The organism is Eisenbergiella massiliensis (assembly GCF_003435485.1).
In genome coordinates, this window is the sequence record NZ_QVLV01000013.1 from 49,104 (window position 1) to 66,436 (window position 17,333).

At 50.6% G+C, this 17,333-nt stretch carries 16 protein-coding genes; 2 read left to right on the forward strand and 14 right to left on the reverse strand.

The genetic code is table 11. The features are described from left to right. Positions 1-96 precede the first annotated feature (96 nt). Positions 97-555: a hypothetical protein gene (locus tag DXC51_RS17935; protein ID WP_021633881.1), complete on the forward strand. Its 459-nt coding sequence runs from the start codon at positions 97-99 to the stop codon at positions 553-555. A gap of 83 nt (positions 556-638) precedes the next feature. Further along, positions 639-1,130: a DUF4190 domain-containing protein gene (locus DXC51_RS17940; protein WP_117545082.1), complete on the forward strand. Its 492-nt coding sequence runs from the start codon at positions 639-641 to the stop codon at positions 1,128-1,130. A 193-nt stretch (positions 1,131-1,323) separates the two neighbouring features. On the opposite strand, the gene DXC51_RS17945 is transcribed toward DXC51_RS17940, so the two are convergent. The 14 genes from DXC51_RS17945 to DXC51_RS18015 form a co-directional block, all read right to left on the reverse strand. Continuing rightward, positions 1,324-1,650, reverse strand: a complete 327-nt coding sequence (locus tag DXC51_RS17945; RefSeq protein WP_021633879.1) for a hypothetical protein — start codon at positions 1,648-1,650, stop codon at positions 1,324-1,326. After that, complete coding sequence (gene miaB / locus DXC51_RS17950; protein WP_025490086.1) at positions 1,635-3,116, reverse strand: tRNA (N6-isopentenyl adenosine(37)-C2)-methylthiotransferase MiaB; 1,482 nt, start codon at positions 3,114-3,116, stop codon at positions 1,635-1,637. The genes DXC51_RS17945 and miaB overlap by 16 nt, the downstream gene beginning before the upstream one ends. 12 nt (positions 3,117-3,128) lie before the next feature. Further along, the gene (pepT, locus tag DXC51_RS17955) at positions 3,129-4,370 is read right to left on the reverse strand and encodes a peptidase T (protein WP_117545083.1); all 1,242 of its coding nucleotides are present in this window, start codon (positions 4,368-4,370) and stop codon (positions 3,129-3,131) included. Positions 4,371-4,385: 15 nt separating this feature from the next. Further along, complete coding sequence (locus DXC51_RS17960) at positions 4,386-5,627, reverse strand: glutamate-5-semialdehyde dehydrogenase (RefSeq protein ID WP_117545117.1); 1,242 nt, start codon at positions 5,625-5,627, stop codon at positions 4,386-4,388. A 177-nt stretch (positions 5,628-5,804) separates the two neighbouring features. Further along, a complete protein-coding gene (locus DXC51_RS17965) occupies positions 5,805-6,377 on the reverse strand; it encodes a 5-formyltetrahydrofolate cyclo-ligase (RefSeq protein WP_181970131.1) in 573 nt (190 codons plus the stop codon). After that, positions 6,367-6,591 (reverse strand): DUF896 domain-containing protein, encoded by a 225-nt coding sequence (locus tag DXC51_RS17970; protein ID WP_021633874.1) that lies wholly within the window; start codon positions 6,589-6,591, stop codon positions 6,367-6,369. The genes DXC51_RS17965 and DXC51_RS17970 overlap by 11 nt, the downstream gene beginning before the upstream one ends. Positions 6,592-6,688: 97 nt before the next feature. Then, the gene (proB, locus tag DXC51_RS17975) at positions 6,689-7,549 is read right to left on the reverse strand and encodes a glutamate 5-kinase (RefSeq protein WP_025490090.1); all 861 of its coding nucleotides are present in this window, start codon (positions 7,547-7,549) and stop codon (positions 6,689-6,691) included. 36 nt (positions 7,550-7,585) lie between these two features. Further along, complete coding sequence (locus tag DXC51_RS17980) at positions 7,586-9,196, reverse strand: NAD(P)/FAD-dependent oxidoreductase (RefSeq protein WP_117545085.1); 1,611 nt, start codon at positions 9,194-9,196, stop codon at positions 7,586-7,588. 38 nt (positions 9,197-9,234) lie between these two features. Next, positions 9,235-10,548: an aminoacetone oxidase family FAD-binding enzyme gene (locus tag DXC51_RS17985; RefSeq protein WP_181970132.1), complete on the reverse strand. Its 1,314-nt coding sequence runs from the start codon at positions 10,546-10,548 to the stop codon at positions 9,235-9,237. Positions 10,549-10,673: 125 nt separating this feature from the next. Beyond that, the gene (locus DXC51_RS17990) at positions 10,674-11,300 is read right to left on the reverse strand and encodes a hypothetical protein (protein WP_117545087.1); all 627 of its coding nucleotides are present in this window, start codon (positions 11,298-11,300) and stop codon (positions 10,674-10,676) included. Positions 11,301-11,825: 525 nt separating this feature from the next. Continuing rightward, positions 11,826-13,844 carry a heparinase II/III domain-containing protein gene (locus DXC51_RS18000; RefSeq protein ID WP_181970133.1) on the reverse strand — a complete coding sequence of 673 codons (2,019 nt, stop codon included), beginning with the start codon at positions 13,842-13,844 and terminating at the stop codon, positions 11,826-11,828. 140 nt (positions 13,845-13,984) lie between these two features. Further along, positions 13,985-15,649: an oligosaccharide flippase family protein gene (locus DXC51_RS18005; RefSeq protein WP_117545090.1), complete on the reverse strand. Its 1,665-nt coding sequence runs from the start codon at positions 15,647-15,649 to the stop codon at positions 13,985-13,987. Positions 15,650-15,786: 137 nt separating this feature from the next. After that, complete coding sequence (gene ybeY / locus DXC51_RS18010; protein ID WP_021638975.1) at positions 15,787-16,296, reverse strand: rRNA maturation RNase YbeY; 510 nt, start codon at positions 16,294-16,296, stop codon at positions 15,787-15,789. After that, the gene (locus tag DXC51_RS18015; RefSeq protein ID WP_025490097.1) at positions 16,293-17,330 is read right to left on the reverse strand and encodes a PhoH family protein; all 1,038 of its coding nucleotides are present in this window, start codon (positions 17,328-17,330) and stop codon (positions 16,293-16,295) included. The genes ybeY and DXC51_RS18015 overlap by 4 nt, the downstream gene beginning before the upstream one ends. Positions 17,331-17,333 lie beyond the last annotated feature (3 nt).

A 17,333-nucleotide genomic window follows, 5' to 3' on the forward strand; every position in this document is an offset into this window, starting at 1 on the left:
CCCTGGGAATGCATTTTTTTCCCTTTCCCTTGCCAAAGTCCACTGTATTATTCATAATACATAACATCAAACGTATTACTGAGGAGGATTTACATAATGAAAAAACAATGGACAGTAACCGCCGATGGTGTAAACCATACCATCGAATACAAGGGCCGCAATCTTCTCGTTGACGGACAGAAATATCCGTTGAAGTCTTCCAACTGGTTCATCCAGCTGATTGACTATGCAATTAATTTCGGAGATACCCAGTGCCGTCTTGTGGTTATGGGAAATAAAGTGGATCTGGCTGTAAACGGCCGTTTCCTGGGAAGCGGAGAACCTTATCAGCCTATCTCCAGCATTCCCGTATATGTATCCGTGCTTGCAGGCATCAGCTGTGTTCTCGGCTTCCTTATGAACAGCTGGCTTGGCCTCTGCCTGGGCATCCTGATCGGAGTTATGTACTTCAATATGGCCCTTAAGAAAAAGACCGGCGTTCTGATTGTCGCATTCATCGTTGCCACAATCCTTCAGATCGCACTGGGAATCGGCGTAGCCTTCCTTCTGTCCTGATAACGTAAAACAGCTGCGGGGCGGTATTCTCATAAAGAGTACCGCCCTGTTTTAAATCACTTTAAACAGACAGGAGTAATTAAATGGATAATTACAATAATACCAACAATAATGATAACCAGGGATACCAGCAGAATCCTTATCAGCAGAATCCTTACCAACAGAACCAACAGAATCCCTATCAGCAGAATGTATCCCCCCAGGGAACTCCTTACCCGGGCCAGAATTACGGCGGCCCGAATTATGGCGGCCAGCAGGTGCCCCCGCCCTATCAGGGAGCAAACTATGGCCAGCAGCCACAGGTCTATCCCCAGGGACCGGTAGTCATTAACCAGCTGGAGCATAAAAAGGATAATCTCGCGGTATGCTCTCTCGTATTCGGCATTATGGGCGCTGTTTTCTGCTGGCTTCTCGTTATCCCGATTGTCTGCACCATCGCGGGGCTGATTATGGGCATTATCAGCCTGGTGAAAACAGGCCAGCATTCCGGAGTTGCCCTTGCAGGCGTAATCGTTTCCGCAATCAGCCTGGTACTCAGCGTCATATTCACGCTGCTGTATATTCTTGTATTATAATACAAATATTTCGATTTGGCGAATACTAATTTCACAGTGGGATCAAAGAGCCGGCATGCTTAAAAGTGTTGTACTGCCAGACAGTAACCTCTTACCTGTCAGGCATCCCGGTAATAAATGACAGCCGGAAGCATCAGCTTCCGGCCAATTTTTATGTTTCGGAAAGTATTAGAGAAGCCTTAATGGCTTTCCCCTACCGGAAGCAATTCCAGTACGGTTTCATCAGCGCATAAATAACCAGCGGAACCACCACGGAATTGATGAGGGACAGAACAATGTCCCCGTCAAACAGCGTGACATTTGCCGCAAAAATAACCACCTCGGACAGGCAGATAATATAAAACCCCAGTCTGCGTTTATGAAACAGCAGAATGCTCACACCTGTTATCTGCAGCAGCTCCGGTATCATGCAGGCGGCCGCCGCCGAAAGTCCCAGCAGAAACAGCCTGCCATAGTATATAAAGGTGATTATATCCATGAAGAGTACAATCCAGAGCCATATTTTCAGGCCTTTTGGCATTCCGGCACACCTCCCGCCATTTCCCCAAGGAAATAAAAGCCCTTATATTCCTTCAGATATACAGAAACAATTTTCCCAATCAGGGAAGGGTCTCCGGGGAAATGAACCAGCGTATTGTTGGAAAGCCGGCCTGTTACCAGACTGGGATCCTGTTCGTTTACCTCTTCCACCAATGCCTCCAGCGTCAGGCCCGACAGGCGTTTCACCTGCTCTCTGGCTGTTTCCTGCACCGTGCGCAGCACTTTGTCAAACCCTTCCTTCACAACCTCCTCAGATACCTGGTTTTCCATGGCCGCCGCGGGGGTTCCTGTCCTTTTGGAATAAATAAAGGTAAAGGCATTGTCAAACCGCACCTTTTTAATAACGTCTATAGTTTCCTCCACATCCTCCGGCGTTTCTCCGGGGAAGCCCACAATAATATCCGTCGTCAGGGCGATATCAGGTATGGCAGCGCGTATTTTTTCCACCAGGGCCAGATACTGTTCCTTCGTATAGCGCCTGTTCATGGCCTGCAGGATTCGGGTGGAGCCGGACTGCAGAGGCAGGTGCAGATGACGGCATATCTTTTTGGAGGAAGCCATCACCTCTATCAGTTCATCGGATAAATCCTTGGGATGGGAGGTCATGAAGCGGATACGCTCTATTCCTTCGATTTTTTCCACCTCCCGCAGAAGTCCGGCAAAGCTCATTGGCTCCTCCAGATTCTTTCCGTAGGAATTCACATTCTGGCCCAGCAGCATGATTTCCACCACGCCGTCCGCCGCCAGAGCTTCTATTTCCCGGATAATATCTTTGGGGCTGCGGCTTCTTTCACGCCCCCTTACATAGGGAACGATACAGTAGCTGCAGAAATTATTGCAGCCAAACATAATGTTGATCCCGGACTTGAAAGGATATTTTCTTTCTACCGGAAGATCCTCCACGATTTTATCCGTCCCCTCCCAGATATCGACGATCATGGCCTTCTGTTCGAATACAGAAGCCAGAAGCTCCGCGAATTTGAAAATATTATGGGTGCCGAATACCAGATCCACAAAACGGTAGCTTTTCCTGATTTTCTCAATGGTTCCCGGCTCCTGCATCATGCAGCCGCACAGAGCTACCTTCATATGGGGATTTTTCTTTTTCAGACTGTTTAAATGACCCAGCCTGCCGTATACCCGCTGGTCCGCATTATCGCGCACCGTACAGGTATTGTATATGTCAAAATCAGCCTCCTCGCTGTCCGTAAGCACATAACCCGCCTGCTCCAGAATACCGGAAAGCTTCTCCGAATCCCGGGCATTCATCTGGCAGCCAAAGGTAGTGACACAGGCCGTCAGCTTCCTGCCCAGCTTCTTTTCCTCCGCTTCCACATAGCTACGGCATTTTTTCAGGTAATAATACTGTCTGGCGGGTTCCTCTGAAGGAGGCTGTCCGTTTAAGTCAATATCTTCCAGTAAAGCGTTTATTTCTTCGATTTTCATCCTTGCTCCTCTTTAACAGCCGGCATACAGGGAAATAATGTTCAGGATAATCTCCACACATTTTTCCATGGATTCGATGCACACATATTCAAATCTGCCGTGGTAATTCATGCCCCCTGTGCACAGATTCGGGCAGGGAAGCCCCATAAAGGAAAGCCTCGCGCCGTCCGTACCGCCGCGGATGGGAGAAATTACAGGAGTCACCTCCGCCATTTCCATCGCCTTCACAGCCGTATCAATGAGATGGGCATTTTCCGGGTATATCTTTTCTTTCATATTATAGTAGCTGTCCGTCATTTCCACTGTCAGGACTTCCCTGCCGTACTTTAAGTTCATCAAAGCCGCAGCATCTTTGAAATACGCCTTCTTCTGCTCAAATTTTTCCCGGGAATGATCGCGGATGATGTAATCCGCCACCGCGCTTTCCACAACGCCGCTGAATTTCTCCAGATGATAAAAGCCCTCATATCCTTCCGTGGAAGCGGGATTCTCATGCACAGGAAGAAGATTCTGGAATTCCTGGGCCAGGAGAATGGCGTTGAGCATCTTATTCTTGGCGCTGCCCGGGTGTACGCTGTAGCCGTGTACGTGAAGCCTGGCGCCTGCGGCATTGAAATTCTCATATTCCAGTTCGCCCAGTGCACCGCCGTCCACTGTATAGGCGAAATCCGCGCCGAAGCCCGGCACATCAAAATAATCCACGCCGCTTCCCACTTCTTCATCCGGCGTAAAAGCGATGCGGATGGTGCCGTGTTCTATTTCAGGAGACTTAAGCAGGGTTTCGGCCATGGTCATGATTTCCGCGACTCCCGCCTTGTCATCCGCGCCCAGCAGTGTGGTTCCGTCCGTTACGATTAAGCTCTTCCCCACATAGTCCTGAAGCTCAGGGTTTTCCTTTACAGGGAGGATAATTCCCTTTTCCTGATTCAACAGGATATCCCTGCCATCGTAGTTCTCTACAATTCTTGGCTTTACATCCTTTCCGCTTACCGCCGGAGAGGTATCCATATGGGCAATAAAGCCGATTACAGGCACTTTTTTCTCTTTGTCCTTCAGCGTGGAGGGGATGGTCGCATATACATAGCCGTATTTTTCATCCATTTTTACATCTGCAGCGCCCATTTCAGTAAGCTCCTTCACCAGGAGGCGCGCCAGATCCTTCTGCTTTTCCGTGCTTGGGAAGGTGGTGCTTTCTTCGTCTGACTGGGTATCGATTTTTACATAGGTTAAAAATTTATCTACAACCTTGCTCATATAATTTCTCCTTTGTTATCTGATCTGTCCGTTTCCGCGGATGACGTATTTATAGGTAGTCAGTTCCTTTAGGCCCATAGGGCCTCTGGCATGCAGCTTCTGGGTGCTGATTCCGATTTCCGCGCCGAAGCCGAATTCAAAGCCGTCCGTAAACCGGGTGGATGCATTGGCGTAAACGCAGGCGGAATCCACTTCATTCAGAAACCGTTGTGCATTGTCGGCATTCTCCGTGATAATGGAATCGGAATGTCCCGTATTGTAACGGTTGATATGGGTAATGGCCTCGTCCAGGCTGTCCACTGTTTTCACAGAAAGAATATAGTCCAGGTATTCCTTTCCGTAGTCCTCTTCGTCAGCCGCAGACGCGTCGGGGATACTGCGCAGTGTCCTTTCGTCCCCCCGGATTTCCACGGATGCGCTTCTGAGGGCTTCCGCCAGGGCCGGCAGGACCTTCTCCCGGATATTTTCGTGAATCACCAGGGACTCACAGGCATTGCAGACACCGATACGCTGTGTCTTGGCATTTATGATGATAGGGATTGCTTTTTGGATATCGGCATATTCATCCACGTAGATATGACAGTTGCCTGTGCCGGTTTCAATCACGGGTATCGTGCTGTTTTCCACCACCGCCCGGATCAGTCCCGCGCCGCCTCTGGGAATGAGTACATCCACATAGCCGTTCAGCTTCATGAACCGCTCCGTTGTTTCCCTGTCCGTATCGGTAATCAGCTGGATGGCATCGGCGCAGGCGCCGCATTCTGCAAGAGATGCGCGGATGCTTTCCGCAATGGCGGTGTTGGAATCAATGGCATCCTTCCCGCCCTTGAGGATACAGGCATTCCCCGCCTTAAAGCAAAGGCCGAAGGCATCCGCCGTCACATTGGGACGGGATTCATAAATGATTCCAATGACTCCCAGCGGCACCCGGCGTTTCTCGATTTCCAGACCGTTGGGACGGGTAAACCGATCCAGTACCTCTCCCAGCGGATCTGGGAGCCCGGCTATCTGGCGCAGCCCTTCCGCCATGGCTTCCACCCTGGCTTCTGTCAGCCGCAGGCGATCCACCATGCCCGGATGCATTCCGTTCTCCTGTGCCCGGCTCACATCCCGCCCGTTGGCTTCCAGAATTCTTCCGCAGTTTCCTGTAAGGGCGTCCGCCACTGCCAGCAAGGCCGCATTTTTCGCAGACGCGCTCATTTTCTGCACTTCATATTTCGCAGCTGCCGCCGCTTTTCCCATTTCCGTCAGATTCATAACCATACCTCCTGAATACCGCAGGCAGGCCTGCGGTACCTCATAAATCAGCATGCCGCTGCGGCACGCCCTCCCTGTGTCATCTCCCGGCCTATTCCTCTTCTTTATCCGGCATGACTGTATCCGGCCAGTTTTTTTATATCCAGTCCGTTTTTTCTATATCCGGCCTGTTTTATTCTATATCCAGCCCGATTCCGTCACGATCCGTTCCGGCCTTATATCTGTTTCCTCCTCGGGCAGCTCTTCCAGCAGCTGGCAGTCAAAACAGAGCGCAATTCTTACCGCGCCCTGCGCCCTCCGGCAGAACCGGTCATAAAAACCGCCTCCATATCCGAGCCGCCGCCTTTGCCTGTCAAAAGCAGTGCCGGGCATGAGGATCAAATCCCGGGAATTTTTTCCCGTCTCATAATGCCTTCCCTGCAATACCACAGGCTCCGGGATTCCCTGAAAGCCGTCCTGAAGCTCCTCCGGATCCATAATCCGGTAAAAAGACATTGTTCTGGCTCCCGCCTGGCCTTCAATTTTCGGGCAAAAAACCTGTTTGCCCTCCCGCAGCGCGCCTTCTATCAAATCATAGGTAGGCACCTCATCCCGGTAAGAAGCATAAACCAGAATTTTTTCCGCCAGTTGGTATTCCTCACTGTCCCTGAGAAAGTCTGTGATCCGTCTGCCGGCGGCCTCACGCTCTTTGGCGCTCATCAGGGCACGCCTGGCAAGCGCTTCCTTCCGGCATTCTTTTTTACTCCGCATGTTCTTTCCCCAGATTAATGACGGAGCCATCCTCGTTCTGAATATTGATATTATTCAGCTGGGAACGCAGGTTCGCCTTCACACTGTTGATATATTCCTTACGCAGCCGCGCCTGTTCATCCTTTTCCTCAGCGCTCAGCCCCTCTGCCTGGGATTTATGATACAGCTCGTTGATTCGTTTTATTTTCTCATCCATGGTAAGCGGTTCGCTCATTTCTGCCGTTTTCCTTTCCGTATAGCCTGTTTTGGCCGATACATTTCGTACGATCAGCGCAGTAAATGCGCAGACCCTGTCCGAACTGCCACAGTCCTTATTTTTTCAGCCTGCTTACAAATCCGGGGAGGTCAAAATCCTCGTCCTTATTTGCCACAAACAAAGTTCCGTAATTCCTGCCGTCCATGAGACGGTGTATGATGCGAATATCCTTGCTGTTCGCGATCAGCATATCCGCTCCTGCCTTGGTGGCTATTTTGGCGGCGGTTAGCTTGGTATTCATGCCGCCGGTGCCCACGCTGCTTCCCGTGCTTCCCTTCCCCATATCCATATAGGCATCGCTCAGCTCCTCCACGATCTCCACGAATTCGGCATCCGGGTTTTTCCTGGGATCATCCGTATACAGCCCGTCTATATCGGAAAGGAGAATCAGCAGATCCGCATCAATCAGGGCAGCCACAATGGCGGAAAGTGTATCGTTATCCATTTCCAGCTCATAGGTGGCAACCGTATCATTTTCATTTACCACCGGGATAACACCCATTTGCAGCAGCTGGGAAAAGGTATTGTGGGCATTGTAACGGTTCAGGTCGTCCACTATCGTATTTTTAGTCATCAGAATCTGGGCGGTTACCTGGTTATATTCGGAAAAAATACGCTCATAGGTCATCATCAGCCTCGACTGGCCGATAGCGGCACAGGCCTGCTTGATGGCAATCCGGTTGTGCTCGTTGATGTCCTCCTCCCTCAGATGCATTACCTTTTTCCCCTGGGCAATGGCCCCGGAGGTAACAAGAACCACATCCTTGCCCTGGTTTTTCAGATTGCAAAGCTCCCTTACAAGAACCTCCAGCTTAATATAGTCCAGATCTCCTGTCTCAGGATGCTGAAGGGACGAAGAGCCTATTTTCACAACAATTCTTTTTTTATCCTTAAGCCTTTCACGATACTGCTCCATCATTTTATCCTCCGTACATATGCTCTAAAAAGCATTTTATATAATTTCATAGCATTTCGCAATAGCTTCTGCGATCTTCATGCCGTCCATAGCGGCGGAAGTAATGCCTCCCGCATATCCCGCACCCTCTCCGCAGGGATAAAGCCCCCTGACCTGCGACTGAAAATCAGCCTCCCTGTGAATACGCACAGGCGACGAGGTTCTGCTTTCCACGCCGGAAAGGCAGACCGCATCATCCGCAAAGCCGGGAATGATCCTGTCAAAGGCTTCCATTCCCTCCAGAAAAGCTTTCCTGATGGAGGGTGAAAACAGAGGTTTTAAATCGGCAAAAGTATATTCCCCTTTGATGCAGGGCATAAAATCCGCCGCCACATGTTTTTCCCGCTTCGCTTCCCCGCTTCTGTCCGCAAAATCCCGATAACGCTGTACCGGGATTTTCCCGCCGCCCAGCTCCCATGCTTTTTCTTCCAGCCGGCGCTGAAAGGCGATGCCCGCAAGAGGCCCTTCGGCTCCGAAATCCTCCGGTGTTACAGAAACAATGATCGCGGAATTCGCATTTCTGCCATCCCTGCTGCTGTAGCTCATGCCGTTTACCGCCAGCCGCTTCTCCTCGCTTGCGGCATTGACCACGTAGCCGCCCGGACACATACAGAAGGAATAGGCTCCCCTGTTTTCGGACGTCCGGGCCGTCAGCTTATAGGAGGCCGGAGGAAGGTGCTCCGGCCATTCACAGGCATACTGGGACAGATTGATAAGCGACTGGGGATGCTCCACTCGGAGTCCCACGGCAAATGCCTTGGCCTCCATGGGTATCTTTTTCTGATCCAGCATTTCAAAGGTATCCCTGGCGCTGTGGCCGATGGCCAGCACTACCTGCTCCGCCGGGAAAACCTGTCCTCCGGCACATTTTACGCCGGTGACCCTGCCCTTATCCAAAAGCAGCTCGGTCACTTTGGTGTTAAAATGGACATCACCGCCCCAGGAAAGGATCTGCTCCCGCATATTCCTGACCACCTGGGACAGAATATCCGTGCCGATATGCGGTTTGTTTTCATACAAAATACCGGAAGGCGCGCCATGCTCCACAAAAATCCGCAGGACCTCGCCGCTTCTGCCCTCTTTATCCTTAACAAGCGTATTCAGCTTGCCGTCGGAAAAGGTTCCCGCACCGCCTTCACCGAACTGCACATTGGAATCCGGCCTGCATGGACCGCCTGCCCAGAATGCTTCCACATCCCTGGAACGGGTCTGCACGTCGCTGCCCCGTTCTAAAAGGATGGGGCGGTATCCCGCCCTGGCAAGCATATAGCCGCAGAAAAGCCCCGCCGGCCCCATACCGATAATAAGCGGCCGGTGCTGCATTTTTTCAGTTCCCGGCCCGGGAAAATGGTAAGCCACAGGGGTAAACCGGGTTACATCAGCATTCCGGCATTTCCTGATAACCTTATCCTCATCCCCGCTTTTCAGAGTGATATCCACCACGTAAGAATACCATATTTCCGGTTTCTTCCTGGCATCTATGGATTGCTTCGCCACGCTGCAGGAGGCAATCTGTCCCGCAGGGATGCGCAGTATCCTGGCGGCCTTTTCCTCCACGGCCTCCGGGGCGTGTCCCGGCTTTAACTTCATCTGTTGTATTCGAATCATTCCGTTTTTCCCTTTGCTGCAACAGCTTTTTTAATCTGTTACTCTCTTTTTCCTTTTTTCCGTTGGCCGGCTGGTTTCCCCAGTGACAGAACCGCATCTTTCCCCGCTATGTAACCTGTGGTCCATGCCCACTGAAGATTGTAGCCGCCGCACCTTCCGTCCGCATCCAAAAGCTCTCCCGCCAGATAAAGGCCGGGGCATATGCGTGATTCCAGATGCCCGTCCACCTCCGTCAGAGGTACGCCGCCCGCACATACCTGGGCATTGGCAAAAGGATTCGTATCCGTCACCTGCACTTCAAAGCTTCTGAGCAGCGCAAAAACCTTCCTTATGGCAGGAAGATTTTTGCGTTCCGCCCTGTCTCCCATAGAAAGCCCGCAAAGCTTTACCGCCGTCTGGATAATCTTCTTATTCACCAGGCCGCCAAACAGCACCTCCATACTCCTTTGACGGCAGGACGTGCATTTTTCTTCCACCAGCTCCTGCCACAGGGCCTCATTATCCCGGAATCCCGGCAGGAAATCGATGGTTGCCTTCACCTGCCTTCCGGCATCCAGCGCGGCAGCGGCAAAACGGCTGAGCTGGAAAACCGGAATCCCCGAAATCCCATAGTCCGTCAGCTGCAGCTCTCCCTGCTCCTCATAGCTTTCCTTTGTTCCCCGCCCGCTGATCAGGAGCTGTATCCTTGCATCACACCGTACCCCTGCCAGTCCCTTCCAGAAGCTTCCCGCACAACGAAGCTGCACAAGCGCAGGCAGCGGCTTAAGGATCGTATGTCCTAAGGCCTTCGCCAGGGCATACCCGCCAAAATCCGCATTTTTTTCACCGGCTATGCTTCCGCAGGCAAGAATCAGCTTCCCAAACAGCCAGTCTTCCCCACCGGCGCGCACCAGGAATTCCGTATCCCGCCCCTTTTGGGAAACGGTTATTTTCTCCACCGCACAATCTGTAACCACCTCCGTTTCCTGCTCCTCCAGGGTAAAACGCAGTGTATCCAGCACGGTGGCCGCCTGCTGGGAAAGGGGATATACATAACTGTTTCTGTCCATGACCAGCATCCCCATACGCCGGAACTGCTTCAGCGTATCCTGTACCCCAAACTGCGCAAACAGCCCGGAAAGCGCCTCCGGATTTTGGCTGCGGTAATATTGCTGCGGATTTTCTACAGAAAAAGACAGGTTGGTTAAATTACATTTCCCGTTGCCTGTCGCCAGCAGTTTCTTACCCACCCTGTCTTTTTTTTCCAATACTGTGATTTTACAGCTGCCAGAGCTGTCAGCCTGCGCCGCAGATATGGCCGCCATCAGGCCGGAGGCCCCGCCTCCGATAATTCCAATCTCTCTTCTCCTCATACAACCGGTTCCTATCCTGTACAAGCGCATATGTCCCGCGCGCTCTTTCCCGTAACATTTCAGACGGCTCCAGGTGTCGCTTCCTGTCCTCATTTCAGCCGTCCGAACTGTTATCCATTATAATACTAACTGGAGTAAGACTCAAGGAAATTATAAAGCTCCGCCTCGCTTCCCACATATTTGAAACGGAGAATTTCCCCCGCCAGCTCTGCGGAAAGGCTCTGCAGCGGAATCCCTGTGGACATATATTTCGTCTTTTTATCAGATTCATATACTACCACATAATTATTTTCCACGGCAAGATAGAACTCTGTACATTTCTTTTTACTTTCGTAATTTTTCTGGATTACCACCTCATCGGCTGAGAACCGCTGCACATCCAGGGAAAGAAAGCCTTTATTGAGATCATTTAAAGACGGCGCCGTCTCGTAGCTGTCCATTGCTGACAGAAACGCCTCCCTGTCCATGCCGATATACTGTTCCGGAATCGGAAGTTCCTCCTCCGTCCGGCTGGAATCCGCCAAATCCAGGCTCTTTACCACAAAACGTGTATCACAGGTAATGATTAAGCCGCCAAGCTCCGCCGCTTCCAGACTTCCCTGCTCCTGCGCCGCTGTTTCCTCCTGTACGATCTGAGGCTGTTCCCGGCTGGGGTAAAAGAAATCCTGCAGCTTTATGGATGCCAGAAAACCCGCGGCCAGCATGAGCAGCGGATAAATTAAAAATATGCTGATTTTCTTCCACAAACGCATAAGAACCTCCTGCTCTTATATCCCTTTTGTATCAAGTATCAGCATATTTAAGCCAAATTATTCAGCGGCGGGGGGAGGCGGTTCTTTCTGCCCTCAATTGGTTCCGTGGGGCGCAGGTATGTGGGGTGGGGGTTTGTTCCGGCAGGCGGGGAGGGATGGGGGGATTTCCTGTTCCAGTCTCAAAAACGGGGTGTTTCTAACAGTCCCGGCAGGCCATTCTTCTGCCAGCGCGGCTGAACTCCTCACTGCAGCGGCCTTCGGCCGGCTGCAGTTCGTCAGACAAGCCGCTAAGGGCGGCAGATGAATGGTCTGTCGGGGCTGTAAGAAACATCACCGTTTTTTCTAATGGAACTGGAAATTCCCCCCATCCCTCCCCGCCTGCCGGAACAAACCCCCACCCCACATGCCTGCGTCACGGAACCAATTGAGGGCAGAAAGAACCTGGGGGTATTGTTAGATGTAATTTTCTTATTTAGTAATGTGTTGTTTCGTTGATTTTTATGTTATAGGAATCATTTCCTTGGGTTAATTTAATTCTGTAATTTGAATTGGCAGTTGGTCTTTCATTTGCAGTAGGATTGTTTTTTGTTTTTCTTTAATGCGGATGGTGGCATCTTTTCCGGTAAGGTCAAATTTTACGTTTTCTATTGTTGGTGCGTCTTTTCTTATTTCAATGAGGTGGCAGAATATGGCTTGTTTTCCGGAGGTACGTTCTATTAGATAAGTGATTTTTTCATCTGACGGATTTCCGGGGCCCAGTCCCTGGTAAAGGTGGTGGTTCTGTTGGCTGGTGTAGATTGTGGTGTAAATGTCCTGGGTTTGGTATGTGTTTATGAGTTCTTGGCTGGCGGCCAGGGGTCTCATTTTTTCCAGGAAGCAAAAGGGCGGGTTTTGCGAAAAGGGGGAAACAGCAGCGGTTTCGGGGGTTTTGCAGGCCTGGCCGTTGAAATGCATCACCCAGTCTATCTGGTGCGGGCGGTCTGCTTGTACCACAAATACTTCCGCCAGCCATTTGGGATTCCAGAAAAGCCTGCGGTTCATGTATACGCCGTCGTATATTTCTTCTTTCCACAGCCTGGGGGCATTGCTGTCGGGACGGGGGCGTGTGTCTTTTGAAAAGTCGGCTTCGGCTTCCAGGTATATGCCCTGTTCCTTGAGCTCATATCGTACCAGTCTTGCGTTTACCGGAGGTTGGTTGCTTTCATCGATGACTGCCGTATTGTGTGTGGCTGTGTTTTTGTAATATTGATAATGCATGGGGGCGCCGTAGCCGCAGGTTCCCAGATCAGGGGCAATGTCGGTGCCAAATGCGCGCAGTGTAATTGCCAGCTTGTCAAAGTGTTCGTGTTCTCCGGCATATGGTCCGTGTCGAAAGCAAAGGCATGTGTTGCCATTTTCACGCAGCATGGTCAGTCCGCCGCCGTTTTGGGCAATATAGCTTTCTTTTAGCTTTTCCTGCTTTGTGTCTAATGTTTCGGGTCCGTATAGAAAGGCTTCTGTGTTTAAGCTGCGGGGGGTTCCCTGGTATGATTTTTTCAGTATGTCATGTATTCCGTCAACAGGGAAGTTTGATGCGGCAAATTCCAAAATCTGATATTCTTCCATTCCGCCCTGTGACAGCTGTGCATCATTGATAACAGGCAGTGTCCCGTCTTCCTGTATGTAGCGCAGAATACAGGAGATCATTTTCGGGTAGTTGGGATGTCCCAGCAGCCCATGTTGTGTGCGGCGGGCGAATTTTTCATAGGTAAAAAAGCTTTTCAGGGCGTACATATGATATGAGAAAGCGCATTCATACCACATTCCATCCTCCAGGACGCCTCTGTCCAGCTGGTCCTTCAGTCCATATTTGTCATAGACGGCAATTTTTATGCAGTCTTTTCTGTCCAGTATGATGCCCAGCATTCCCAATGCCGCTCCAATTACAACGGCGTGATTGTGAATCTGTTTTTCTGTGTATTTCAGTAAAAATTCAGCGGCAGGGAGAAACAGGCCTTCACAGATAGTTTTCTTTTCTTCTGCAGACAGCTGGTCCTGAATCATATCGTATGCAGTAACAAAATGCTGTATAAGAATTGCCTCGTCCAGCGTCTGGGCCTCGGCCTTTCCGGGGCCGTTGCATGGTATGTTTCCATGGATTTCATAGCCTACATAGTATTTTGCATAGGTTAGTAATATCTGCTTTACCTTTTCAAAATATTCCTTTTCATTTGTAAGGAAGAATAATATGCCCATATTTACGCTTTGGATCGCATTCTGGTTGTGGATATGGCTCCACCAGGCGCCATGGAAGGGTTCGCCGTGATAAATTTTCCCGCATCTTGGGCATCGGTGTTCCTTTTCATTGTTCCTGTTAAATTCCAGCGCTACCGAACAGTCCGGACAATAGTAATATAGGATCCAGTTTCCGATTCCTTTTTCGGGGACCTGAATCCGGCTGGTAAATACAGCCTTAACTTCCTCCTGCAAATGCCTGACAAGCGCAGGATTATTCTGTATCCGTTTTCGATATTGTTCTATTTCTTTTTTTGAAAATTGGATCATTATGTGTTCTTCCATCCTTTCCGGCAAATTTTTTTTGTTTTATAAAGTAAGCCCTTATAAACGGTGTACCTGCACTGTTTATAAGGACTTCTCTGTAAAAATATAATTATCACAGGTCTGTAACCCGCAGGTGTCGGGGGCTACATCAGATGGAGCGCCCTGGCGGCTGTGATCAGTATCTCTCCTGCGGGGATATCTTTGAGGTCTCGTTCTGTAATGCCGTGGAGGGCAAGGAGAAGAACGAGGTATATGATGGTTCCGAGGATGAGGCAGAGGATGGTCATGGCCATGCTGCCCATTTTTTCGGTGAGGAGCTTGTTTATCAGGAGGATAATCACGCCTGATACGGCTGCGGAGATGACAGGGGTGCCTATCATGCGGCCCCAGTCAATGCGCAGGGATATCCGCCGTTGTACGGAAAGCAGGTTCAGGATAAAAAGCAGGGCATACAGGACGATGGTGGAAATGAGGACGGCGGTGATGCCCAGCTTCGTACTTTTAAGAAGGATGTACAGGGTGATGATATGGACGAGGAAGGCGATCGCTGAGTTGATGAGAACGTTTCTTTCCCGTTCAAGTCCCTGGAGTATGCCTGCCATGGCCATGGAAAGGGCCTGGAATATGATGGCGATGCTTCCGATGCGCAGAAGCGCGGCGGGAAGTTCCAGGTTTCCTGTTTTAAACAGGGCCGGCATCAGGGTATCTGCCATGATGGCAAAAAAGGCGGCTGCAGGCAGGGCAAGCAGGACGGCCAGGCGGAGAAGCAGCTGGGCCTTTTCCTTGAGGCGGCCGATGTTCATGCTGGCGTTAGAAACGGACATGGCCGGTACGAGGGATGCGCATATGGAGGTAACCACGATAATGGGCATTCCTGACAGGATTCTGTATTTTCCGGCATAAACGCCCCACTGGACTATGGTATCCTGTGATTTGGAGCTCATTTTCAGGAACATGATCTGATCTGCAATGACACTGCCCTGGGTTACCAGCGCAATGAGAATTACCGGGAAAGAGGTAAGAAGGAGGATGCGGATCAGGCGGTGGTAGCTTTCAGTGCCTTTTCCCATGTCCTTTCGCTCTTTTTTACGGAAGCTGCTTTGGAACATGAAAAATACCACCAGGAGAAACAGTAGGGGTACCAGGCTTCCGATAACAAGGCCAAGGATACCGCCTGCGGCGCCAAAGGCCTGTTCGTAATTGGGGTTCTGAAGCAGGGCTCCCACCTTGCTGCCGTACTCTCCCATTTTTCCGGCGGCTACAAGCATTACAATAAGACAGAGCACTTCTTCCAGGAAGCGGGAAAGCGCCGTGGGAACCATCGTACCCATGCCCTGGAAAAAGCCTCTGTAGAGTCCCAGTACCGAAGCAAAAATAAGATTTACCGCAAGAATTTTCATAGCGATGGCGCTCATGGGTTCTCCGAGAACCCTGCGTGAAAGCACATCGGAAAGAAGGAACATGAACAGTGCGCATATCAGGCCCGAACCGGCTGTCAGGCCCATGGAGACATTCCAGACCCGCCTGGTATTGCGGAACTGTCCTTTGGAGCACCGGGCCGCCGTCATTTTAGCCACAACGGCGGGAGCGGCATAGCCGCAGAGTAAAAAGAAAAATGTGTAGGTATCAAACGCCATGCTGTAGTAGGCGTTTCCGTTATCTCCGATCATATTGGTCAGAGGTATTCTTTTAATCATGGCAATCAGACCGGCCAGACCGCTGCAAACGGCAAGAAAAGCGCCGCCTCCTCCGGCCGGTCTGTCGTTTTTTCTTCTTTTTTTCTTATGGTTATTCGCAGCCATCTTCATCCGTATCGCAATCCTATCATCAAGTCTTTTCTATTTTTCTTTTCTGTTTTTCTTTTCTATTTGTCGTTTTTATTTTGTGCATTAAGCACAGCGTCAGCAGTTCAGATAACGGTACTGTTGCGGGACAGTTGCCGTCATCAGTCGGTAATATCTCTCGTAATTCCCAGCACGTCCAGGACATGGTTCTGTTTTTCTTCCATTACGGCTGCTTCCTGTGGTTCCATATGGTCATAGCCGCACAGATGAAGCATGCTGTGGGCCACAAGGAACGCAAATTCACGGCGTATGCTGTGTCCGAAGCTCTCCGCCTGTTCCAGTATCCTGTCACGGGAAAGAATAATATCTCCCAGAATCAGTTCTCCGCTGTCAGGCTGGAAGCAGTCTGCTTCGTACTGCTCCGCCGCATTAAAATCTGCCGGGGCTTCAAAGGGGACGTTGGGGAAGGACAGCACGTCCGTTTCCCTGTCAATATTTCTGTATTCCCGGTTGTAAAGCCTTATGCCTTCATTATCGGTAATGAGGATATTCACTTCCGTTTCATATGGGCAGCTTTCCTCTTCCAGCACCTCCAGGACGACCTGCCCGGCAACCTTTTCGGGGTCGAAGGGAAAGACATAGTCGGTTTCATTTTCTACAAATATGGTCATCTGGCAAATCTTCCTTTCCCCTTTTTACGGGCATTATCCTTCGTTTCCCTCTGCGGCTTTGTGCGTTCCCTGGAAAGCTCGCGGTTTTCATAGGTTTCGTATGCCTTTACGATTTTCTGCACCAGGGGATGTCTGACGACGTCACGGCTGGTCAGGGTACAGAAGGCGATATCGTCGATTTTCTGCAGTACCTTCTCCGCTACGTCAAGGCCGGATTTCACACCGGGCATAAGATCCTTCTGTGAGGAATCACCGGTTATAATGACCTTGGAGCCGAAGCCGATTCTCGTCAGGAACATTTTCATCTGGGCAGGCGTGGTATTCTGCGCCTCATCCAGTATGATATAGGCGTTGTCCAGCGTGCGGCCGCGCATATAGGCAAGAGGCGCCACCTCGATCAGCCCTTTTTCCATGTTTTTCACAAAGCTTTCCGCGCCCATGATCTGATAGAGGGCATCGTAGAGAGGGCGCAGGTACGGGTCAACCTTGCTCTGCAGATCGCCGGGCAGAAATCCCAGCTTCTCTCCCGCTTCAATGGCGGGGCGGGTAAGGATAATCCGTTCCACCTCGTTGTTCTTAAATGCCGTAATTGCCATAGCCATGGCCAGATAGGTCTTGCCTGTGCCGGCAGGGCCCATGCCGAAAACGATCATATTCCTGCGGATCGCATCCACATACTGCTTCTGTCCCAGCGTTTTCGGCTTAATCGGCTTTCCGCTCACCGTATGGCAGATAAGATCGCCGTCTATTTCCAAAAGTGCGTCATTGTTGCTTTCCATACTCATCTCAATCGCATAATCCACATTCTGTTCCTGAATCTGGTTTCCCCTTTTCGATAATTCCAGAAGCTGGTTCAGAATGGCTGCGGTCTGCTCCACATGCTTCCTCGAACCGGTAATCCGGACGCCTCCGTCCCTGTCAACTATGGTGACCGACAGATATTTCTCCAGCTTCTTCACATATTTATCGTATTCGCCGAACACATTCAGAATATGTCCGGCTTCCATTTCAATTATCTCTTCAAACTGCTCCATATA